Here is a 22,116-nt window from a genome sequence, read left to right as displayed (position 1 = left end):
ACAGCGGCCCGTGTCCTGATGACACGGGCCGCTGTCGTTCACGACGGCCTACCTACTCCGGCCCACCCTCGTTGCGCGCGGCGAGGACCGCGTCGTACAACTCCCGTCGCGACGCACCCGACTCCGCGGCGACCTGCGCACACGCGTCCTTGAGCCGATCACCCGCCGCAACCAGCTCCTCGACCCGGCCGACCAGATCCGCCGGGTCCGCCGACACCGGCTCGGCCCCCGCCAGCACCACGCTGATCTCCCCGCGCGCGCCCTCGACCGCCCACTCCGCGAGCTCGCCTAGCGTCCCGCGCACGACTTCCTCATAGGTCTTGGTCAGTTCCCGGCACACCGCCGCCCGCCGATCCGCGCCCAGCACCGCGACCGCGTCGGCCAGGCAGTCCGCCAGCCGATGCGGCGCCTCGAAGAACACCACGGCCCGCGGCTCGGCCGCCAGGGTCCGCAACCATTCCCGCCGCTGACCGCCCTTGCGCGGCGCGAACCCGTCGAAACAGAACCGCTCCATCGGCAGCCCGGACAGCGCCAGCGCGGTGGTCACCGCCGACGGGCCCGGCAGGCAGGTGATCGGCAGTCCGCGTTCCACGCACGCGGCGACCATCCGGTATCCCGGGTCACTGACCGACGGCATCCCCGCATCGGTCACCAACAGCACGGTGCGGCCGGCCTCGATCTCGTCGAGCAGCATCGGGATCCGCGCGGTCTCCACATGGTCGTAGAAGCTGACCACTCGTCCGGTGATCTCCACCTCCAGCGCCTTGGCCAGCGACCGGGTGCGGCGAGTATCTTCCGCGGCAACGATTTCCGCCGTGGCCAGCGCGTCCCGCAACCGTCGGGAGGCATCGCCGATCTCGCCCAGCGGGGTCGCGGCGAGCACCAGCTTGCCCGCTGTTTCGTTCATCGCTCACCCTCGGACGCCATCTCACAACATTCCCACAGTGCCCAGCCGGGGTGCACATTCCGGGGTAGGCCCTAGACTCAGCCCGTGATCCAGCTCTCCCAGTCGCCGTCACCGAACGCCTCCGAGGCGGACTCGCCGGACGGCGGGGGTCCCGCGGTGACCAGCCCGGCACCGCGCCGGCCGCTACCCGACTTCGGTCCCACCGATCGGCTGCGCGGCTGGCTGGTCACCCTGATGCTCACGGGGTTCGCCGCGCTCAACCGCTTCTGGTATCTGCAGTCCCCCACCGACGGCGGGACACCGGTGTTCGACGAGAAGCACTACGCACCGCAGGCCTGGCAGGTGGTGACCGGGGGCGGAATCGAGGACAACCCGGCGTACGGCCTGATCGTGCACCCCCCGGTCGGCAAGCAGATGATCGCGCTGGGCGAGGCGATGTTCGGGTACACCCCGCTGGGCTGGCGGTTCACCGCCGCGCTGTCGGGCACGCTGCTCGTGCTGCTGACCATCCGGATCACCCGCCGCCTGTCGCGGTCCACCCTGGTCGGCGCGCTGGCCGGCATTCTGCTGATCTGCGACGGCATGACGTTCGTGTCCTCCCGGCTCGGGATGCTCGACATCTTCCAGGCGCTGTTCGTGCTGGGCGCCTTCGGCTGCCTGATCGTCGACCGGGACGTGGTGCGCGAACGGCTGGCCCGCGCCGACGCCGCGGGACGGATCGGGCTGAGCCCCTACGGCCCGCGGCTCGGGTTCCGCTGGTGGCGGTTCGGTGCCGGCCTGCTGCTGGGCCTGACCCTGGGCACGAAGTGGTCGGGGCTGTATTACATCGCCTTCTTCGGGCTCATGTCGGTGGCGTTCGACGTGTTCGCCCGTCGGGCCTACGGTGTGGAAAAGCCGATCGCCGGCGCGCTGTGGCGGGACACGATTCCCGCGCTGGGCTCGCTGGTCCTGATCCCGGTCGGCACCTATCTGGCCAGCTGGTCGATGTGGTTCGCCAGCGAGGACGGCTACGACCGCTACTCGGTCGGCAACAGTTTCGCCGGCAAGAACCCGCCCGGCACCGACGGCCCGTTCGCCTGGGTGCCGGACGCGCTGCGCTCACTGTGGCACTACCAGGGCGAGACGCTGGCCTTCCACGAGAGCCTCACCAACTCCAACGGCAACCACCATCCGTGGGAGTCGAAGCCGTGGTCGTGGCCGATGGGCCTGCGGCCGATGCTGTACTACTACGCCGACTCGTCGGCGGGCTGCGGCCAGTCCAGCTGTGTGAAGGCGGTCATGCTGATCGGCACGCCGGCGATCTGGTGGCTGGCGCTGCCGATGCTGGCGTGGGCGCTGTGGCGCGCGTGCACCCGGCCGGACTGGCGGTACGCGGCGGTGCTGGTCGGCTACGGCGCCGGCTTCCTGCCCTGGTTCGCGACCCTGGACCGGCAGATGTACTACTTCTACGCGGTGCCGATGGCGCCGTTCCTGGTGATGGGCATTGCGCTGGTGCTGGGCGACATCCTGCGCTCGGGTCCGGTGTTGCGCACCGAGCAGGGGCTGCGGTTCCTGCCCGCCGGGTTCGAACGGCAGCGGCTCAATCTGATGCTGGTCTGCCTGTACACGGCGGTGGTGGTGGCCAACTTCGTCTATCTGTGGCCGATCCTGAACGGGAATCCGATCACGCCGCAGGACTGGCACGACCACCTGTGGCTGCCGAGCTGGCGCTGACCCCCGAATTCAGTCGGCGAGCGCGGCGCGCAGGAAGTTCAGCGCGGCGGTGTCGTCGAGGCCGAGCCGGCGGATGACAGCTACGTATTCGGTGGCCGCCCGCCCGGCGGCGTCGCGGGTGGGGTCGCCGGAGGAGGCGATGAACGAGCCGAGCCGGCCGCGGGTCTGCAGCACACCGTCCTGTTCGAGTTCCCGGTAGGCGCGGGCGACGGTGTTGGGGGCGAGCCCGAGCTGGGCGGCCAGCGCCCGCACGGTCGGGATCTTGGTCCCGGCCGCCAGTTCACCGGTGCGCACCCGGGCCACGATGGCCTGACGTAACTGCTCGTAGGGAGGCACCGTCGAGTAGTGGTCGACCGGTAGATCCAGCATTACGCCGCCTATACCTCGGCACGGGCCAGCGGGCACGACAGGCAGCGCGGGCCGCCACGTCCGGACCCGATCTCGGATCCCGGAATGGTCAGCACCTCGATGCCCGCGTCCTGCAGGCGCGCATTGGTGTTCTCGTTACGTTCGTAGGCCACCACCACGCCGGGCGCCAGTGCCAGCGTGTTGTTTCCGTCGTCCCATTGTTCCCGTTCGGCTATGGCCGCGTCGAGACCCGTGTCGATGACGCGGAGTTTGCCGATGCCCATGGCCGCCGCGGCGGCGGCACCGAAGTCGTCGGGGCCGGTCATCTCGACCGCGGCGGCCGGCGCACCGGGCCCGGAACCACCGCCGACCCGCCGAATTGTGAAGGCCGTCAACGAGTCTCGCATCATCGGGTACATCACCATGGCGTCGACGTCGACCATCGTGCACACGGTGTCCAGGTGCATGGTGGCGCGGTTCTGCGCGATCGGCACCACCAGCACGGTGTGCGCCAGATCATCGGTGAGCAGGCTGCGGGCCAGCGCCTCCGCGCCGGCCGGGGTGGTCCGCTCCCCCACTCCCACCGCGACCACACCGGGCGCCAGCAGCAGCACGTCGCCGCCCTCGATCGGCGCGGCATGCGATTCGTAGGCGCGGCGCACACCCAGGAACCGGGGGTGGAAGGCGTAGATGAGGTCGGTCAGCGAGGTCTCGCGTGCCCGCGCCGGCAGGGCCAGCGAGGTGATCGCCACCTTGGGGCCGACCCAGAACGACGAGTCCCGGGTGAACAGCAGATTGGGCAGCGGCTCGATCACGAAATCGGTGCCGTGGTGCATCCGGCGCACCAGCGAGGTGCCGTCGGGTGCGAACGGTAACTCGTCGAAAGTCATTCCGGCGGTGAGGATATAGGCCAGTTCGGGGGCGGGGATACCCCGCAGGTGGGCCTTGAGCTGTTCGGCGAGACCGTAACCGAGCCGGCGGGCGTCCACCGCCGCGGCGATACCGGTACTGCGCCCGGCGCCGCTGACCGCCAGCGTCTCGGTGAGCAGCGTCTCCAGCAGCAGCACCTCGACGCCGCGCCGGCGCAGCACCTCGGCGAAGGTGTCGTGTTCCTGTTGGGCCCGTTCCACCCAGGGAATGGCGTCGAACAGCAGCTGGTCGTTGTTGCGCGGGGTGAGCCGGCGCAGTTCGTCGCCGGGCCGGTGCAGCAGCACCGTGCCCAGTTCACCGACCTCGGAGGTCACGGAAAACGGTCGCGCCGACGGCACAGCCAGGTGTTCCATGATTAGACCGTAGTGGGCGGGGGCGTGGTTGGCACGCAAATCCCCCCGCACACCGTCCCGGCGTCCGGCCCGCCGACCTGAAGTAAGGTCGAGGAGAGGCCCGGCGCGGCGGCGGGCGAAGGGAGGCACCGGTGACCACGACACATCCGGCACCGTGGCAGGCGCGGGAGCTCACCCCGGGGCAGCTGTCCGAACGCAGCGGAGTCGCGGTGTCGGCGTTGCACTTCTACGAGCGCGAAGGGCTGATCACCAGCCGCCGCACCAGCGGCAACCAGCGCCGGTACAACCGCGAGACGCTGCGGCGGGTGGCGTTCATCCGCATCTCACAGCGAGTCGGTATCCCGCTCAACGAGATTCGCCGCGCGCTGGACACTCTCCCGGAAGGTCGCACTCCGAACCGGAAGGACTGGGAGCGGCTGTCCACGCTCTGGCACCGCGATCTCGACGAACGGATCGAACAGCTGGTTCGCTTGCGCGACAACCTTTCCGGGTGCATCGGCTGCGGCTGTCTGTCGCTGGGCAGCTGCCGGCTGGTGAATCCGCAGGACCGGCTCGGCAACCTCGGCCCGGGCGCCCGCACGCTGGATGTGAATCTCACTGCGGCACAGGAACAATCGAGCTACTGCTGCCCGAACGAAGGCTGAGCCGCACCAGCTACTTCGCCAGAACCGCCAGCATCCCGTCCACCGTCGCCGACCAGGTGTACTGCTCGGCGCGCGTGCGCGCCGCCGTCCGCCGCTCGGCCGCGGGCAGCGCGAGCACGTCGTTGACGGCCTGCGCGAAGGAGGCCGCGCTGTTCTTGGCCACCGCGCCGCAGTCCTGGGTGACCATGTCGGCGAGTGCCGAGGTCCGGCTGGCGACCACGGGGGTTCCGGCGGCCAGTGCCTCCAGCGCCGCCAGGCCGAAGGTCTCGTGCGGTCCGGGCGCGAGGGAGACGTCCGCGCTGGCCAGCAGGGTCGCCAGCTGGTCGCGGTCGTCGACGAAGCCGGTGAAATGCACTCGCGGCTGCCCGTCCGGCAGCGGGCCCATGGCCCGGGCCCGGCGTTCCAGCGCCTCGCGGCGCGGGCCGTCGCCCACCACGATCAGGCGGGCGTCGACACCGTTGCGCCGCAACGCGTCCACGGCCTCGACGCTGCGGTCGACTCGTTTCTCCACCGAGAGCCGCCCGCAATGGACGAGCAGCGGGTGCCGGGCGGCGCCGAGTTCGTCGCGCAGCCGGCTGTCGCGGCGCAGCGGGGAGAAGGTGTCGAGGTCCACGCCGAGCGGAACCAGCGCGACATTGGGCGCGTCGATGCGCTGGAACTCCTCGCGCGCGAATTCGGTGGTGCAGACGACCATGTCGTAGTCGGCGGCGGTGCGCCGGTTGGCGGCGTCGGCGCCGCGGCGGGCGAGCGGACCGGGCAGTACCTGGCCGAGCAGCCGGTCCAGCCGTTCGTGGGAGATCATCACGCTGGTGACGTCGCGGCGGCGGGCCCAGCGGCCCATGCCGCGCAGGGTGAGCCGGTCGGAGACCTCGATCGCGTCGGGCCGCAGCGCGGTCAGCACGTCGGCGACCCGGCGCGGGTCGGTCGCGCGGTAGCCGCCGGTCCACGGAATCCCCAAGGCGGGCACCGTGATCCGCACGACTCCGCCGGGCAGTATCTCTTCGTCGTGATGCTTACCGGGCACCACCAGCACTACTTCGTGGCCTTGCGCCACGTACCCGTCTCCCAGGTGGTGTAGCGCGGTCTTCACGCCCCCGGAGCGCGGGCCGTAGAAGTTCGCCAACTGAACAATCCGCACATGCCAGATCGTTGCCCGCCCCCCAGCCCACCAACCGAACAGACGGTGAACAGAAGGTGAACTAGAAATGACGGACTGAGTAACTATTCGTTCATGGACGGTTCACCAAATGGAAACTATCCGCGCGGCACCCGGGGCAACTCCAGATCCAGCGGAATCCGCCCGGCGGCCAGATGGGCCTCCACCTGCTCGGCCGGCATCGGGCGCGCGATCAAGAAGCCCTGCGCGCGATAGCAACCCAGCCCCACCAGGGTCCGGGCGGCGATCGCCGTCTCCACACCCTCACCGACCACACCCAGCCCGAACGAACCGGCCAGGCCGACAATGGACTTCACGATCGCCAGATCGTCGGTGCTGGCACCGAGCCGCTGCACGAAACCACGGTCGATCTTCACCGCGTCGACCGGCAGCGCCTTCAGATGCGACAGCGAGCTGTAGCCGGTCCCGAAGTCGTCGATCGCGATCTGGATACCCATCCGCTTGAGCCCGCGCAGCGTGACCTGGGTGCGGGTCAGGTCCTGCACGACGATGTGCTCGGTGATCTCCAGGCAGACCGAACTGCCGTCGATCCCGAAGCGGCGCAACGTGTCCTCCATGGACTCCACGAAGTCCAGGCTCACCAGCTGCACCGGCGACACATTGATCCGGATGACGACATCGTTGGCCAGTCCGCGCTGCCGCCAGTCGGAGAACTGGGCGCACGCGGTGCGGATCACCCAGCGACCCAGCTCACCGGCCAGGTTGGTCGCCTCCGCGACCCCGACGAACGCGCCCGGCGGCAGCAGGCCGCGGGTCGGATGCTGCCAGCGGACCAGCGCCTCCAGCGCCACCACCCGGCCGGTCCGCAGATCGACCTCGGGCTGATAGTGCAGGATCAGCGAACCGTCGGCGACCGCGCCGCGCAGGTTCAGCTCGACGTCGTCCTGCAGCTCGAACTGGGCGCGCATGGTGTCGGTGAACACCGCGATCCCGTTTCCGCCGCCGGACTTCGCCGCCAGCAGCGCGTGGTCGGCCCGGCGCAGCACGTCGGCGACGGTGGTCTCGCCCGGGACACCCAGCGCCACGCCGACACTGGCCGCGCGGCTCACCGACTCGTCCCCGACGGTCACCCGGCGGCCGATCAGTTCCTGGATGCGGGTCGCCTCGAGTTCGGCCTCCACCGAATCCATCGGTTTGGCCGGCACGATGACGAACTCGTCGCCGCCGAGCCGCGCGATCATGTCCACCGGGTCGCGGTGCTCGCGTAATCGGGTGGCCAGGGTGCGGATGAAATTGTCACCCGCGGTGTGGCCGAGGAAGTCGTTGAGCGCCTTGAGCCGGTCCAGATCGAGGAAGAAGGTGGCCACCGGCCCGGACTGTCCGGGCGCGAGCCGCTGCTCCATGTACTCGAGCAGTGCGCGCCGGTTGCCCAGTCCGGTCAGGTCGTCGTGGTTGGCGATGAATCGCAGCCGCTCCTCGGCCACCACGCGCGCCTGCAACTGGGCGAACAACGCCCCGATCGCCCGCAGCACGTTGATCTCGCGGGTACTCCACTCGCGGTCGCCGATCTTGACGAAACCGAGGAACCCGGTCGGACACACCGCGCGACAGCAACGGCACGCACGCCATCGACACCTGGTCGACGCCGCTGGCCTCACGAATGTTGTGCTGATAGTCGGCGCTGCCGAGGTCGGGGCGCACGATCAGCGGCTCGGTCCGGAACTCCAGCTCGGCGAACACCGAGTCCGCGCTCTCGAACGGGACGACCTGCAGCGGATCCGGCTTCGGGACGTCGTGCCGCTCGGGCCACTCGGCGACCAGGACCGACAGCCGCCGATCCCGGTCGGTGTGGCGCAGGTAGCTGAAGTCGACGTCGAAGTGCTCGACAAGCTGCTGCAGCACGCGTTCACTCGCCGCGACCATGGTCGTGGCGTCAACGCCCATCAACTCCGAGGCAACCGAGGTCACCAGCGAGTCGAGTGTCCGCCGAGGCAACCTATGTCTCCGATCTCACTGCGGGTACCCGCGCCCTACGTCGGCAGCCGCCTACTGCGAACCGAGGCGGTCGTCGCATGGCCGAGCCGGAGTACCAAGGCAATGATCTCATGTTCGGGCACCGCCAGCAGGTCCAGAAAACGGTTCTGAATCGACGTTAGTGTATCGGCGAACCCGGGGGAAACGGCATGCGCCTCCACCTTGTGTCTGGCATAGAGGAATACCGGCGAGACGGGTTGCACCGCGAGACCCCGCTCGCCGGCCTCGATCCACAGCCGTTCCAGGGCCGCGCCCGCCCGGGCGTAATCGCGCAGATCCGGTTCCGGACCGGCCGGAACGACGGTCACCGCCAGCACGGCAGAACTGGAGACGACCCGGTCGACGGTGTATTCGCCGAGCGCCACGCCGGCGTCGAGTTCGCGCAGCCGCGCCATGACGTCGGCCCGCTTGCCGATGCCGAATTTGGCCAGCTCGTCGGGCTTCAGTTCGAGGGTGCGCAGATCCAGGCCGGTCCGCAGGTCGTCGCCGGGCCAGCGCAGTTCGGCGAACATCTCCGCGTGCAGATTCGCGTCCAGGTAGCGGATGCGGTCGGACGCGCCGAGCAGTTCCGCGGCGGTCGCGATCGACGCCCGATCGGTGACCGCGTGGACCAGGCCGCCCTGCTCGGCCGCGGCGGCGGCCAGCGCGTCCAGGACGTCCGCGCCGATCGGCTCGCCGTCGAACAGGCGGCGGTTGGTGTGGCGGGCCAGCGCGCCCGGATACAGCCCGGCCAGTTCGGGATCGGTGCCGGGGGTCAGGCGCAGGGTCGCGGTCAGTCCGCCCGGCGTCTCCACATACTCGGCGTCGCCCAGCACGCCGCGCGCGGCGGCGGCGATGCGCGCGTTGTACAACGCGGCACCGACGGCCACGGCGCTGCCGCGCAGTTCGACATCCATGGCGGTACTCGCCGCCGGGTCCAAGTCGATCCGGACCTCGTCGTCGGTGGCGGTGATCTTCCAGGGCTGCACGTTGCCGCCGGAGGGCGCGCGCAGCGCGCAGGCCACCACCGCCTCGGCGGGCGTGTCGGCGTCGTTCGCCACCACCGGGCGGTCCTCGGCCGCGGCGGCCGACCAGTCCAGGTCGGCGACCAGCGGGGGTTCGGCGACGGCGTCCAGGCACTGTTCCAGGTCGACCCGGGTGCGGCCCGAGGGCAGCCGCCGGCCCAGGCCGAGCCGCCGGATCGCCGCGGCGACGCTGGCACCGCCGAGCTGCACGTCACCGCCGAGCTGCGGCCAGCTCGACAGCGTCTGGTCCACCTCGACCAGGCCGGCGGCGAAGTCCACGGACATGCCCGCGGGGTCGAGGATCCGGGCCACATAGGGCGCCTTGTCGCGGGTGGACAGGCCGCGCAGGTCGGCGCGGGTGGCGCCGTTGAGCAGGCCGTGGAACAGCGGGCGGCCGGGTTCCAGGTCGTAGCGTTCGATATCGAGCAGGCCGCGGTCGCTGGTTTCCATGAGCAGCGGGATCGCGTACTGCTGGGCGGCCTCGCGGACCGCCAGTTTGATGTCCATCGAGTCACATTCCTCGACCACGGCGGTCAGGCCGGTGAAGAACTCGTCGATATTGTCGTCGGTGATCCCGGCGGGATAGACGACGACCGGGAAGTAGGGGTCGAGTTCGGCGATCCGCCTGGCGGTGACGACCGCCTTGTTCAGGCCGAGGTCGAACAGGCCGGCCGGGACGCGGTTCAGGTTGGCGAGTTCGAGCTCGTCGAAGTCCGCGAGCCGCAGCTCGGCGCAGGTGCCCTCCTGAGCCAGGGTGTAGGCGATCGCGTGGCCGACGCTCTGTCCCACTACGCCGATCACCTGGGTGCCGAGTCGTTCCTGCTCGGCCTGGGACAGCTTGTTCCGGTTGCGGTCCAGCCGGATCGTGCGCATGGTGCGCGGGCCGGGGACGCCCACGAGCGCATTGCGCCACGGGTAGTAGGCCCAGCGATCGTCGGCGGCGGTCTCGCCGAGGTCGGGGGCGTCGAGGAGTCCGTCCCGCTCGATCCGCAGCTCGGCGCGCAGGTCGCGCACGTCGATGCCGGGGGTGTCGCGGAGTTCGGCGAGCGTCGCGGCGTCCGCGGCGTCCGCCGGGTCCAGCAGGACCGGCCGATACTGCTGTTCGGGGACGGACTCGGCGGTCATCCGACCCGCCAGGCTTCCGTGCCGGACGGCAGCACCTCGGCTGCCATGACGGTCTGCTCCGCTGCCATCAGCACTCCCTGAGCCGGATCCGATGTTTGCCTGCAGGTCGTAGTGTCCCACCAGAGCGGGATCGTGCGATAGCGGGCATCGGGGTAGGGCACGGCCGGAATCCCGGCGGCGGGAACGGCTCCGGTGGTGCGGTAGCGGGTCGCGGCGTGGTCGGACGCGGTCACCAGCGCGTACCGCGCGCCGAGCAGCCAGGCCGCGTGCACGATGCAGCGGGAGATCGCGGCGGCCAGCGCCGAGCGGTTGGGCACGTCGCGCGCGACCCAGACGGCCTTGACCTCGACGACGCCGCTGTCGATCCGGCCGGCGATCATCCGGCGAAGTTCCGGCTCACCGGGCTGTCCGGCCCACTCCTCGAGCGCGTGCGGCTGTTCGTGGTGTTCGTAGGCACCGATGGCGCGCAGGCCGGCAACGACTCGGCCGTCACTGTCGCAGGCCACGATGAACAGCGATGTCGACGAGCCGTTCCACATCCGGGTGTATTCGAGCGCGTCTTCCACACCGAAGTGGCGATATGCGTCCTGTGCGCCTTCCAAGTAGTCGAGCCACAGGTCGGGCCGGGTTTCCGGGGTCGCTGCCCGGAATGTGCAGCCGGACAGCGCGTCGCGAAAGTGCACATCGCCTTCTGTTGCGGTCACCGGCGCGATTCGGACCGTTTCGGCAGTCATAAAGAGTTCCCCACTCCGTTGCTGCGCAGACTTCTACGCAGATGCGGTGCGGCCTTCCGGCGCTGTGGAGCGCTCAGGTCGGGCCGCCTTGGCAGTATCCGTCATGCCGACTGTTATCCGACCGAAATTGATCGATTGCTCGGCAAATATCCCGAAACCTGTACGCAAAGTCTGAAATATCTGCAGCTCATCCTTTTTGTTGAAGAAGAGGCAGTACAGATCAGACACGACCGGTCGGTATTGATTCAGCTAAATTTACGCAAACACTCCCCGTCAGATCAGTATCGCAATCAGCAACTCGACATCGGTTGCGCTGCGCCAGATTTCGATCTCCTCGCGGTAGGCACGGGCGATGTCGGCCGACGCCACGGCGTCGTCCACCTGCGCCCACAGGTCTTCTACCGGATCTCGATAGTCTCCATTGGGGATGAAGCGTGCATAGACCGCTTTCGGTACGTGGATCAGCACGTCACCCACCGGCACTTCGGCGGGAGACGGATAGTCGTAGCCGACCACGACGTTGTAATTGCCGGCCGGGTCGGGAACATAGACGGAATAGATCGGCTGCGCCGGATCCGCATCGTCACGTTCACGCAGACGTTCGCGCAGGAATTCGACGAGATCACCGGTACTGACCTTGAAGCTGGGGCGCACTCGCGGAACGACGAGCCCACCGTAGACAGCTTCGTTCCGCACGACGATCGAGTAACTCATCGTGGCTGCACCGCCAGATAGAGCTCGATCTTGAAATTGTGCGGATAGCACTCGAAGTCACCGGTGAAGGTGCGTTTGATCAGATTGTGTTCCTCGGCATAGCCGATCTGAGTCCAGAGATCGGTCATGATCTGCGGAAAGTCGCCGACGGCGGAGAATTTCGCGTAGGTACCGCGCGGCAGCCGGGCCACCACGTGTCCCCGGGTCACCTGATCGAGGCGCTCACACTGATAGCCGACGATCTGGGTGTTGTAGGTGCCGAGGTCGGCCGAGTAGTCGGTGTAGGCGCTCGCCCAGTGGCCGCCCATCTCCTGGTGCAGCACCGCACTCCAGGCCGCGTCCAGATCGCGGTCGCACAGCTCGCCCAGCGCGCGCTTCGGGCTACGCACGGGAAGCCCGGCCACCCAGACCTCGTCCCGTTCGACGATCTCGAACCGCATCGAAACTCTCCGAAAAATCTCTCGTCAACCACGAACTCATACCGCAACCTGCTCGGTACACACCTTGGTGCAAACTCGTGGCTACATGTCTTGCATACTAGGCACAAGCACCCTCCTCACGCACCCCTTCGCTTCCGTCGGGCCGGTGACCAGGCGATTCGGTCCACCGCCCGACAGCTGCTAGAGTTTTTCCCGTTGGCCCGCAAGGGCCACGGGGCTATAGCGCAGTTGGTAGCGCGTCTCGTTCGCATCGAGAAGGTCAGGGGTTCGATTCCCCTTAGCTCCACAATTCCGGTAACGGCCCTGACCTCCATGGAGTTCGGGGCCGTTGTTCGTTTGCCGGTCCGCTCGGTACCGGCGCCGACGCTCGCGCCGACCAGGAGCACAGCAGGTCGAGTGCCCAGCTCACAGGATGTCACCCTGTCCGACATCACAACCCGGTATATGCCCACTCGCTTCCCGTAACGAACGACTATCTCGCTACACGTCACATGTGGGCCGGTGTCACCCTTGCGCTCACCGGGGTATCGCCGCCGGATCACGCGCCGTTACGTCGCCGCGACATGACCCACCCCACAGCTACCGGCCCGCACACTTTCCGCGCCAGGTCCACCTGCGCAATTTCTAGAACACGTTCCTGTTTCGAGGTACTGTCCGAAGAGTAGGACGCACCGTCACGGCCGGGCACCTGCCGCGCACCGCCGCGCAGAACGGTGGAAGATCAGGAGTGGACAGCTTTATGAAACGCGTTTTCGTCGTCGGCGTGAACATGACACCGTTCGTCAAGATCGGTTCCCGCGAGTGGACCTACCCGGAGATGGTCGCCGAGGCTGTGAACGGCGCGCTGAAGGACGCCGGCGTCACCTACGACCAGGTGCAGCGCGCGGCGGTCGGCTACGTCTTCCAGCCCTCGGCCGCCGGGCAGCGCGCCCTCTACGACATCGGCCTCACCGGCATCCCGATCGTCAACGTGAACAACAACTGCGCCACCGGTTCCACCGCGCTGATGTTCGCCCGCGAATGGGTCGCCGCGGGCATCACCGACGTGGCCCTCGCGGTCGGCTTCGAGCAGATGACCAAGGAGGCCATGGCCGGACCGGCCACCAAGCCCAAGGCCACCACGGTCGACGCGCACCTGAAGGTCAACAAGGAGCTCTTCGAGTTCTCCGCGGCGCCCATCACCACCCAGTTCTTCGGCAACGCCGCCATCGAGCACATGAAGCGCTACGGCACCACGCCCGAGCAGCTGGCGGCGGTCGCGGTCAAGAACCACGAGCACTCCACCCGGAACCCGTTCGCGCAGTTCCAGGATGCGTACACCCTCGAGCAGGTGCTCGGCGACAAGCCGGTGCACGGTCCGCTCACCCGCTCGCAGTGCTCCCCCATGTCCGACGGCGCGGCCGCGGCGGTCGTGGTCAGCGAGGACTTCGTCAAGGCGCACGGACTCGAGGGTCAGGCCGTCGAGATCCTCGCCCAGGAGCTGGCCACCGACGACGCCTCCGCCTTCGCCACCCGGTCCATGATCGACGTGGTGGGCAAGGGCATGACCCGCGCGGCGGCCTCGAAGGTGTTCGCGCGGGCGGGAATCGGCATCCATGACGTCGACGTGATCGAGCTGCACGACTGCTTCACCGTCAACGAGCTCATCACCTACGAGGGGCTCGGCATGTGCGGCGAAGGCGAATCCGGCGCCCTGGTCGAGTCCGGTGCCACCACCTACGGTGGCACCTGGGTGGTCAACCCGTCCGGCGGCCTGATCTCCAAGGGCCACCCGCTCGGCGCGACCGGTCTGGCCCAGTGCGCCGAATTGAACTGGCAGCTGCGCGGACTCGCCGGTGAGCGGCAGGTCGCGGGCGCCCGCACGGCACTGGCACACAATCTTGGCCTCGGCGGCGCGGTCGTCGTCACCCTGTACGCGGCGCCGACCGCGTGACCATCGGACGGAGTTGAGAATCCCATGACGACAATCGATCCCGACACCTTGCTCCGGCTGCCGGTGCACAACGGGCACGCGCTGGTGGCGGGGCTCAAGCGCCACCGCAACCGGCCGGTGCTCACCCTTGGCGACCAGATCCTCACCGGCGGTGAGGTTCTCGACGGCATGAGCCGCTACATCGACGCGTTCGCCGCGCACGGCGTCACCACCGGCACCCCGGTCGGTGTGCTGGCCCTCAACCGGCCCGAGGTGCTGTTCACCATCGGCGCGGGCCAGATCGTCGGCTCCCGCCGCACCGCCCTGCACCCGATCGGCGGACTGGACGACCACGCGTATGTCCTGACCGACGCGGGCATTTCGACCCTGATCCTGGACCCGGTGCCGGCGTTCGTCCAGCGCGCCCGCGAACTGGTCGACCTGGTGCCGACCCTGACCAAGATCCTGGTGCTGGGCCCGGTCCCGGACCAGCTCGCCGATGTCGGCGTGGACATCCTGGCCGTCGCGGACAGCTACGAACCGCGCCCGGTCGAGGCCACCGAACTGCTGCCCACCGACGTCATCTCCATCAGCTACACCGGCGGCACCACCGGTAAGCCGAAGGGCGTGATCGGCACCGCGCAGACGATGAACACCATGACGCAGGTGCAGCTTTCGGAATGGGAGTGGCCGCGCCACCCCAAGTTCCTGATCTGCACCCCGCTCTCGCACGCGGGGGCGGCGTTCTTCGTGCCCACCGTGCTGCTGGGCGGGCAGGCAGTGGTGTTGCCGCGCTTCGACGCCGGTGAGGTGCTGCGCGCCATCGAGGAGCACAAGATCTCGGCGACCATGCTGGTGCCGTCCATGATCTACGCGCTGCTGGACCACCCGGATTCGCACACCCGCGACCTGTCCTCGCTGGAGACCGTGTACTACGGCGCCTCCGCGATCGACCCGAATCGGTTGCAGGAGGCCATCGATCGCTTCGGTCCGATCTTCGCGCAATACTTCGGCCAGTCCGAGGCGCCGATGGCGATCAGCTACCTGGCCAAGGACGAACACGACAAGGAGCGGCTGGCATCCTGCGGTCGCCCGTCCACCGCGATCCGAGTGTCGTTGCGCGACAACGAGGACAACGAGGTGGCGCCCGGTGAGGTCGGCGAGATCTGTGTCTCCGGACCGCTGTTGGCCGCCGGCTACCTGAACCTGCCGGAGGTCACCGCCGACACCTTCAAGAACGGCTGGCTGCGCACCGGCGACCTGGCCCGCCAGGACGAGGACGGCTTCCTGTTCATCGTCGGCCGGTCCAAGGACATGGTCGTCACCGGCGGCTTCAACGTGTTCCCGCGCGAGGTGGAAGACGTTGTGTCCGAACACCCGAAGGTGCTCACGGTCGCCGTGGTCGGTGTGCCGGACGCGCAGTGGGGCGAGGCCGTCACCGCGGTGCTGGTGCTCGAGGCGGAGACCGCCGCCGACCCGGCCGCGGTCGAGGTGGTCACCGCCGAGATCCAGGCCGCGGTCAAGCAGCGCAAGGGTTCGGTCCAGGTCCCCAAGCACGTGGTGATCATCGAGGAGCTGCCGCTGACCGGCCTCGGCAAGCCGGACAAGAAGGCGATCCGCGTCATCGCCCAGGAGCGCCTGGGTATCGCGTGACGACTACCGGGTGCGGCCGAGATCGTCGGCCGTACCCGGTTCACGATCTCTGATTTTGTTGTACGACAGGGCTTTTCGGGTCGTGCTTCGATGGTCGCGACAGGAACCGGCCGACCGCCCAGGAAGCGAGCCGATAGGCGACGACCGCCGGAACCACGATCAGCAGTAGTCCCCGCAGCGCCGACACCATTGCCGCGACCGCCAGGAAGGCCAGGGTCGGGCCGTCCGGAGAACCGAACCCGGCTCGCGCCGACAGTGCCGTGAGGACCGCGCGCAGCACGACATACCCCACCACCGCCATCGCAAGGCCGCTGAGCAGCCACTTGCGCGCGGAAACCCATGCGGTGAAGGTCATTTCGCCACCTCCGGGCCCGAGGTCAGAAACGCCAGCAGCAGCGCGTTCCCGATCACCCCGCCGTTCGCGAACCGGACCCGGGATCCGCTCGACACCGGCAGACCGAACAGGTCGGTGGTCCGGAACAGGCCGGTGAACAGATCGCGGTTGCCGAAGACGCGGGCGGGTGCGAACGCGAAAGCGGTGGCCGACACCGAGATTCCCAGGACGACCGGTCCGCTGTCCATATCACCGGAGCCGTCGTAGCCGTGGCCGTACTCGTGGATGGCGGCGAACCCGGCGATGTCGCGCTCCTGGCCGAACAGCGCGGTCGCCAGCTGGCGGGCGACGGACCGGTCGGCGAAACCCGCGAAATAGGCGGCCAATCCGGTCCCGGACGCCCGCGGGGCGTCGTGGGCGTGCCCGTCGATTCCCATCCGCTGCACCACGAGCCCGGTGCCGGGATCGATCTGGATCGCGCGCACCTGCCGTGCCCAATGCGCCAGGGCCGCCGCATGATCGGTGCCGGTGGCGCGGCCGTGCACCGCGATCGCGCCGGCGACGGCCGCCACATCGGTCGGATATGCCTCGCCGGGATAGGTTTCCAGCAACGCGGTCGGCGCGGCGAGCAGCCGTCGCTCGAGTGTAGCGATCAGCGCGTCGTGTGTGGCGGCCAGGTCGGGCGGGAACGCCGGATCGACCAGGCGCGCCATCCCCAGTGCCAGTGCGGGATACGACAGGTACGCGTGTCCGTGCGAGCTCTCCGGCACCGCCGCGCCGTCCTCGTGCCAGGCGGTGGTGAACACCTCACGCAGTTCGGGCCGCAGGCTCTTGGCGGCCGCGCGGGTCGCGACCGGCGCGAGCTGGTTCCGCCACTCGGGGTGCGCCAGGCACACCTGCGCGAGCCCCAGCGCCGTCATCTGATGGGCGAGCAGCCCCCACATGCCGGTGAGCTCGTGGCCGGAACCGTCGGCTCGCTGCCGATCGTCGTCGGCTTCGAAGGCCACCAGTTCCGCGGCGAGCCCGTGCACCCGGGCGGGATCACCGGTGTACCAGGCCGAGGCGTCCCGCCCGCACCACCAGGCGGGCAGGAGCGCGACGACCACCACCGCGGCCACCACTGCCGCGACGATCGCCGTCAGCCGCCGCCACTGTCGCGGTCGGTCCCCCATCTCCGTCGATCTCCCCACTCCTAGAACGTACCGGCCACCACAGAGATATCCAGACCGATTCCACATTCGTGCTTGACCTTGCCCCAAGGGCAGGGTTCGAAACTTTGTTTCAGCACAGCGGAACGGACCACACCGCAGCCGCCGAGAACACACCCGGAGGGAAACATCATGTCCGACAACACCATCGCACTCGCCGAGTTCGTCCGGGCCACAGCAGCCGAGTTCGACGTTCCCGGCGTCGCGGTCGGGATCTGGTCCGGCGGCGCGGAGATCTACGTGTCGCACGGTGTGAACAGCATCGTGGACCCCGAGCCGGTCGACCGCGACACGGTCTTCGTGCTGGGCTCGCTCGCCAAGCCGTTCACCGCGACTGCCCTGATGCGGCTGGTCGCCGACGGCCGGGTGGAGCTGGACGCGCCGGTGCGCCGGTACCTGCCGGAGTTCACGCTCCCGGACGAGCAGGCCGCCGCGGAAATCACTGTGCGGCAACTGCTCAACCACACCGCCGGCCTGGACTGGCGGCTGCGCGACGACACCGGCGAGGGTGACGACGCCCTCGCGAGCTACGTCGCGAAGCTGGCCGACCTGGCGCTGATCGGCAAGCCCGGCGAGCAGGCGTCCTACAGCCAGATCGGCTTCAACCTCGCCGGCCGCATCATCGAGAAGGTCACCGGCGAGACCTTCGAGAACGCCGTCGGGTCGCTGTTGCTCGAACCGGCCGGCCTGGCCCACACCACCTACGCCGACCTGCCCGCCGTCACCCACCGAGTGTCGAAGGGCCACAACCGAAACGAGGACGGCACCCTCTCCGACGCGGGCCGCTGGAAGGACTCCCGCGCCAACAACGCCGGCGGCGCCGCCGCGTCCTCGGTCGCCGATGTCCTGCGCCTGGCCCGGCTGCACCTGCGCGACGGCCGCACCGACGACGGCGTGCGGCTGCTGCCCGCCGACCTGGTCCGGCAGATGCGGGAGCCCACCGTCGAGGTGCCGAACAGCTCGCTCGCCGACGCCTTCGGTATCTGCTGGTTCCTGAAGGAGATCGCCGGCACCGCCACCTTCGGTCACGGCGGCTCGACCAACGGCCAGTTCACCGACCTGCTGATCGTGCCCGGCCACGACTTCGCGATCACGGTGGCCACCAACGAGGGCCCCGACGGCGGCATGGCGGTGATCAAGGCGGTCACCGCCTGGGCCCTCGAGCACTACCTGGGCCTGGTCGACGTCGCCCCGGAGCCGATCCCCTTCGACCCGGCCCGCGCCGCCGAGATCGTCGGCACCTACGGCAACGACGTGATGACCGTCGACATCGCCACCGACGGCACCGGCCTCACGATCGAATGCATGATCAGGCCCGAGATCCGCGCCGCCGCCGGCGCCGAGGTCCCCGCCGACCTCCCCGCTGCCCCCATGGGCCTGCTTCCCGGCGACACCGACGAATACATCGTCACCGCAGGCGGTCTCGAAGGCCAGCGCGGCCGCTTCAGCCGTGCGGCCGACGGCACCGTCACCGGCTTCGGCCTCGCCGGTCGCGCCTTCACCCGCCGGTAGTCTCCGCCGCTCCGACCGTGCCGGCCGCCCCGCACCGAGGCGTGCCCGGCTTACCGCGCTCCGCTTCGCCCCAGCTTCCCGCCCGGATACAGTGTCGAGCTGCGCAATTCAGTCGCCGAGAGCGCGAGTCATGAAGACGCTGTGCGGGTCCGGGCGGTAGTTGCCGAAGGGTTCGCAGTAGTCGAAGCCGTGTTTCAGGTAGAGGCGCTGGGCGGGGGCGTAGAAGTCGCGGGAGCCGGTTTCCAGGCTGATGCGGGTGAAGCCGCGGGCCTTCGCCTCGGACAGGATGTGGCTCAGCAGCTTCGAGGCCAGGCCCGAGCGGGTGCGGGTGCGGGCGGTGCGCATGGATTTGAGTTCGGCGTGGCCGGCGCCCAGGTCGGAGATCGCGCCGCAGGCTACCAATTCGCCGGCCTGCCAAGCGGTCCAGAAGGTCACACCCGGGGCGCGGAGGGCATCGAGGTCGAGGGCGTGCATGCTGCCTGCGGGCGAGTTGGCCGCCATTTCGGTGACGTGTTCGCGCAGGAAGGTGGCGATCTCGGGGCCGGAGAGATCGTCGACGCGGATGTGGAGTTCGCCGGTGTCCGCCAGCAGGATTCGAACGACCGCCGCCCAGCGGTCGAGGGTGAGCCGTTCGGCGTGGGCGGTGGTGCGCAGCGGGCGGGCGGCCGCGATGCCGCGCAACATCGTGACGGTGAGGTCGCGGACCGCCGGATAGCCGGGATGGGCGGTGAGCTCGGCGCCGAACAGCTCGTCCACCACGCGCAGCAGGTCCCGGCCCGCGCGGCGTTCGGCGGAGCGCAGGACACGGGCCAGGTCGGGATCGGTGCGGGCCGCCGCCCACAGCTCCTGTTCGGCCTGGGCCGACGGCGCGGACATGGCCGCGTCGAGCGCGGTGAGCGCGCGGTGGACGGGGTCGGCTGCCGGGCCGAGCCGAGTTACCACACTGCGGGTTTCGGCTTCGTTGCGCTCGACCAGGTGCGCGACCAACGCGGTGGTCAGCTCGTTCGTCGTCGGGAAATGGTGCAGCAGCGCACCGCGGCTGAGCCCGGCGGCGTCCTGCACCGCGACCGTGGTCAGCGCGGAGTAGCCGCGGCCGGCCAGCAGCTCGGCCGCGGCGTCCAGAATGCGCAACCGGGTCGCCCGGCGTTGTTCGTCGCGCTTGGTCATCGTCGCTCCCTTATTTTCACAGTCAACCTTGACTGTGAAGCGGGCTCGAGTCAAGCTCGGCAGCATGACCGAACACGATGGCCAGCGTCCCGCGGCCTGGTACGAGAACTGGACGGAAGCACCCGGCTCCCCGCTCGCCGGGCGCGGCGAACCCGCGGCGGACCGCGAGTACCGGACGCTGACCTACGAGCGCGACGGCCGCATCGCCCGCATCACCTTCGACCGGCCCGAGCACGGCAACGCCATCACCAACGACACCCCGCTCGACCTGGCCCACGCGGTCGAGCGGGCAGATCTCGATCCCCGCGTCCACGTCATCCTGGTGTCCGGCCGCGGCAAGGGCTTCTGCGGCGGCTACGACCTCGGCGCCTTCGCCGAGCAGGGCGGCGCCGGACAACGGGCGGACGAGATCACCGGCACGGTGCTGGACCCGATCGCCCAGGCGGCCAACCACAATCCCTGGGGCACTTGGGATCCGATGGTCGACTACGCGATGATGAGCCGCTTCAACCGCGGCTTCGCGAGCCTCATGCACGCGAACAAGCCGACGGTCGCCAAACTGCACGGCTTCTGCGTGGCCGGCGGCACCGATATCGCGCTCTACAGCGACCAGATCATCTGCGCCGACGACACCAAGATCGGCTACCCGCCCACCCGGGTGTGGGGAATCCCGGCCGCCGGCATGTGGGCGCACCGCCTCGGCGACCAGCGCGCCAAGCGGCTGCTGTTCACGGGCGACTGCATCAGCGGCAAGCAGGCCGCCGAATGGGGCTTGGCCGTGGAGTCCTGGCCCGCAGCCGAACTCGACGACCGCACCGAGGAACTGGTGGCGCGGATCGCGCGCATGCCGGTGAACCAGCTGATGATGGCGAAACTCGCCCTCAACTCGGCCCTGCACTCCCAGGGGGTCACCAACTCGGCGATGATCAGCACCGTGTTCGACGGCATCTCCCGGCACACGCGCGAGGGCTACGCCTTCCAATTGCGCGCGGCCACAGCCGGATTCCGGGAAGCGGTGCGCGAGCGCGACGAGCCGTTCGGCGACCACAAGCGCGCCGCCTTCCAGGAGTGAGCCCCGGATCACGACCAGCTGCCCGAACCGTGCCCCCACCGACCGCGAGTCGTTAGCCGCGCGCAGCACGGTGCCGCGACAATTCTCGGTACCGAGGTCGTCGCCCCGGATCCGACTGCCTCCGCCGCGAAGGAGGACCCGTGTCGCGCTCCCGTCGATCGCTGCTGATCACCGCCCTGGCCGGCCTGCTGGTCGCCACCGCGACCACGGCAGCCGCCGATCCCCCGGCGGATCAGGTGGTCGACGACAGCTTCACCGCGAACGACACGACCTACACCTTCCGCGCGGTGGTGCCGGCGACGGTCTCGGAGCATCCGGCCATGGTCGTGGTGGTCCACGGCTGCCAGACCACGGCGGTTCAGCAGGAGCAGTCCATCGAGCTCGACCCGATCGCCCGGCGGGACGGGTTCGTGGTGCTGTACGTGGACGGCAGCCCGCTCGATACCCGGCAGAACCGCTGCTGGTCGGGAATGCTGAATCCCGATGGCGAGTCACGTGATTCGGGTGACGCCGCCGCCGTCGCGGGCATGACCCGGCTGGCCGCCGACCGCTACGGCGTCGACCCGGATCGCATCTACGCCGTCGGAATGTCCTCGGGCGCATACGAAACCGCACTACTAGGCGGCTGGTTCCCCGACCTGTACGCCGCCATCGGGATCCACTCCGGCGCCCCCTTCGCACACGGCGCGCTCGGCTGCCTGAACCTCTACCTGCCCACCATGTCTCCGGAACAACTCGCCGCGCAGGCCTTCTCGGCTCAGGGTGCGAACACTCGGGTGCTGCCGGTCGTCGACTTCCAGGGCGACGCCGACACCACCGTCCCGCAGCGCTGCGCACAGGACACGGTCGAACAGTGGCGGCTCACCGACAATCTCGCCCTCGCCGCCCACGACGACCCGGACCGCATCCCCGCGCTACCCGCCGACACCCACGACGGTGTCGCCGACACCCCCGGCGGACACCCGTTCACCGTGTCCACCTGGACCCTGGCGGACCGGGATTGTCCTGTCCTGCAAGCCTGGACGATCCACGGCATGGACCACTTCTGGTCGGGTGGCTCTCCCGCCCCGGACGCCGCGCCCTTCACGGATCCGCGCGGCCCGAACGCCGCGGCGCTGGCCTGGGACTTCTTCTCCCGCGTCCAGCGCACCGGCGACGGCTACCGGTGCCTGCCCGGGTAGCCGCCGCCTCGCGT

19 protein-coding genes, 1 tRNA gene and 1 pseudogene are annotated in these 22,116 nt (G+C 69.4%); 8 read left to right on the top strand and 13 right to left on the bottom strand.

Features of this window, described 5'->3' with window-relative positions:
* Positions 1 to 52: 52 nt before the first annotated feature.
* Positions 53 to 907, bottom strand: a complete 855-nt coding sequence (gene rsmI / locus EBN03_RS00215; protein ID WP_122185818.1) for a 16S rRNA (cytidine(1402)-2'-O)-methyltransferase — start codon at positions 905 to 907, stop codon at positions 53 to 55.
* A 156-nt stretch (positions 908 to 1,063) separates the two neighbouring features.
* On the opposite strand from rsmI, the gene EBN03_RS00210 reads away from it, so the two are divergent.
* On the top strand, positions 1,064 to 2,620 hold the full coding sequence (locus EBN03_RS00210) for a dolichyl-phosphate-mannose--protein mannosyltransferase (RefSeq protein WP_122186654.1): 1,557 nt from the start codon (positions 1,064 to 1,066) through the stop codon (positions 2,618 to 2,620).
* A gap of 9 nt (positions 2,621 to 2,629) precedes the next feature.
* Here the strand turns inward: EBN03_RS00210 and EBN03_RS00205 are convergent, their stop codons facing one another.
* A complete protein-coding gene (locus EBN03_RS00205) occupies positions 2,630 to 2,989 on the bottom strand; it encodes a GntR family transcriptional regulator (RefSeq protein ID WP_122185817.1) in 360 nt (119 codons plus the stop codon).
* 8 nt (positions 2,990 to 2,997) lie between these two features.
* Positions 2,998 to 4,251, bottom strand: a complete 1,254-nt coding sequence (locus tag EBN03_RS00200; protein ID WP_122185816.1) for an arginine deiminase — start codon at positions 4,249 to 4,251, stop codon at positions 2,998 to 3,000.
* A gap of 131 nt (positions 4,252 to 4,382) precedes the next feature.
* On the opposite strand from EBN03_RS00200, the gene soxR reads away from it, so the two are divergent.
* Positions 4,383 to 4,895 carry a redox-sensitive transcriptional activator SoxR gene (soxR, locus tag EBN03_RS00195; RefSeq protein WP_122185815.1) on the top strand — a complete coding sequence of 171 codons (513 nt, stop codon included), beginning with the start codon at positions 4,383 to 4,385 and terminating at the stop codon, positions 4,893 to 4,895.
* 10 nt (positions 4,896 to 4,905) lie between these two features.
* Here the strand turns inward: soxR and EBN03_RS00190 are convergent, their stop codons facing one another.
* The 7 genes and pseudogenes from EBN03_RS00190 to EBN03_RS00165 form a co-directional block, all read right to left on the bottom strand.
* Complete coding sequence (locus EBN03_RS00190) at positions 4,906 to 6,033, bottom strand: glycosyltransferase (protein WP_122185814.1); 1,128 nt, start codon at positions 6,031 to 6,033, stop codon at positions 4,906 to 4,908.
* Between the two features lie 116 nt (positions 6,034 to 6,149).
* Positions 6,150 to 7,956, bottom strand: a pseudogene (locus EBN03_RS00185) (putative bifunctional diguanylate cyclase/phosphodiesterase).
* 86 nt (positions 7,957 to 8,042) lie between these two features.
* On the bottom strand, positions 8,043 to 10,175 hold the full coding sequence (locus EBN03_RS00180) for an Rv1355c family protein (RefSeq protein ID WP_122185813.1): 2,133 nt from the start codon (positions 10,173 to 10,175) through the stop codon (positions 8,043 to 8,045).
* The gene (locus EBN03_RS00175; RefSeq protein ID WP_122185812.1) at positions 10,172 to 10,909 is read right to left on the bottom strand and encodes a hypothetical protein; all 738 of its coding nucleotides are present in this window, start codon (positions 10,907 to 10,909) and stop codon (positions 10,172 to 10,174) included. The genes EBN03_RS00180 and EBN03_RS00175 overlap by 4 nt, the downstream gene beginning before the upstream one ends.
* 33 nt (positions 10,910 to 10,942) lie before the next feature.
* Complete coding sequence (locus tag EBN03_RS33565) at positions 10,943 to 11,137, bottom strand: hypothetical protein (RefSeq protein ID WP_147471417.1); 195 nt, start codon at positions 11,135 to 11,137, stop codon at positions 10,943 to 10,945.
* A 45-nt stretch (positions 11,138 to 11,182) separates the two neighbouring features.
* Entirely contained in the window at positions 11,183 to 11,623 is a 441-nt protein-coding gene (locus tag EBN03_RS00170; RefSeq protein WP_122185811.1) for an effector binding domain-containing protein, read from the bottom strand.
* Positions 11,620 to 12,063: a GyrI-like domain-containing protein gene (locus tag EBN03_RS00165; RefSeq protein WP_122185810.1), complete on the bottom strand. Its 444-nt coding sequence runs from the start codon at positions 12,061 to 12,063 to the stop codon at positions 11,620 to 11,622. Before EBN03_RS00165 ends, EBN03_RS00170 begins: the two co-directional genes overlap by 4 nt.
* 213 nt (positions 12,064 to 12,276) lie before the next feature.
* On the opposite strand from EBN03_RS00165, the gene EBN03_RS00160 reads away from it, so the two are divergent.
* The 3 genes from EBN03_RS00160 to fadD8 all read left to right on the top strand — a co-directional run bounded on the left by EBN03_RS00160 (position 12,277) and on the right by fadD8 (position 15,628).
* Positions 12,277 to 12,349 (top strand) — tRNA-Ala (locus EBN03_RS00160).
* A 453-nt stretch (positions 12,350 to 12,802) separates the two neighbouring features.
* Positions 12,803 to 13,996, top strand: a complete 1,194-nt coding sequence (locus tag EBN03_RS00155) for a thiolase C-terminal domain-containing protein (protein WP_122185809.1) — start codon at positions 12,803 to 12,805, stop codon at positions 13,994 to 13,996.
* A gap of 24 nt (positions 13,997 to 14,020) precedes the next feature.
* A complete protein-coding gene (gene fadD8, locus EBN03_RS00150) occupies positions 14,021 to 15,628 on the top strand; it encodes a fatty-acid--CoA ligase FadD8 (protein WP_122185808.1) in 1,608 nt (535 codons plus the stop codon).
* 40 nt (positions 15,629 to 15,668) lie between these two features.
* Here the strand turns inward: fadD8 and EBN03_RS00145 are convergent, their stop codons facing one another.
* Positions 15,669 to 15,983 carry a hypothetical protein gene (locus tag EBN03_RS00145; RefSeq protein WP_122185807.1) on the bottom strand — a complete coding sequence of 105 codons (315 nt, stop codon included), beginning with the start codon at positions 15,981 to 15,983 and terminating at the stop codon, positions 15,669 to 15,671.
* Positions 15,980 to 17,152 (bottom strand): hypothetical protein, encoded by a 1,173-nt coding sequence (locus EBN03_RS00140; RefSeq protein ID WP_147471416.1) that lies wholly within the window; start codon positions 17,150 to 17,152, stop codon positions 15,980 to 15,982. Before EBN03_RS00140 ends, EBN03_RS00145 begins: the two co-directional genes overlap by 4 nt.
* A 150-nt stretch (positions 17,153 to 17,302) precedes the next feature.
* Here EBN03_RS00140 and EBN03_RS00135 point away from each other — a divergent pair, with 150 nt between their 5' ends.
* The gene (locus tag EBN03_RS00135; RefSeq protein WP_122185805.1) at positions 17,303 to 18,682 is read left to right on the top strand and encodes a serine hydrolase domain-containing protein; all 1,380 of its coding nucleotides are present in this window, start codon (positions 17,303 to 17,305) and stop codon (positions 18,680 to 18,682) included.
* A gap of 108 nt (positions 18,683 to 18,790) precedes the next feature.
* Here EBN03_RS00135 and EBN03_RS34795 read toward each other — a convergent pair whose 3' ends face one another.
* Positions 18,791 to 19,849: a GNAT family N-acetyltransferase gene (locus EBN03_RS34795; RefSeq protein WP_233608004.1), complete on the bottom strand. Its 1,059-nt coding sequence runs from the start codon at positions 19,847 to 19,849 to the stop codon at positions 18,791 to 18,793.
* A 64-nt stretch (positions 19,850 to 19,913) separates the two neighbouring features.
* Between EBN03_RS34795 and EBN03_RS00125 the strand changes: the two genes are divergently transcribed.
* On the top strand, positions 19,914 to 20,921 hold the full coding sequence (locus EBN03_RS00125; RefSeq protein ID WP_122185804.1) for a crotonase/enoyl-CoA hydratase family protein: 1,008 nt from the start codon (positions 19,914 to 19,916) through the stop codon (positions 20,919 to 20,921).
* A gap of 140 nt (positions 20,922 to 21,061) precedes the next feature.
* On the top strand, positions 21,062 to 22,102 hold the full coding sequence (locus EBN03_RS00120) for an extracellular catalytic domain type 1 short-chain-length polyhydroxyalkanoate depolymerase (protein ID WP_122185803.1): 1,041 nt from the start codon (positions 21,062 to 21,064) through the stop codon (positions 22,100 to 22,102).
* The last annotated feature ends 14 nt before the right edge of the window (positions 22,103 to 22,116 follow it).

This window comes from Nocardia stercoris (assembly GCF_003696265.1).
Taxonomy (GTDB): Bacteria; Actinomycetota; Actinomycetes; order Mycobacteriales; family Mycobacteriaceae; genus Nocardia; species Nocardia stercoris.
The sequence above is the reverse complement of the archived record's forward strand: the minus strand, read 5'-3'. Positions and strand labels throughout refer to the sequence as shown.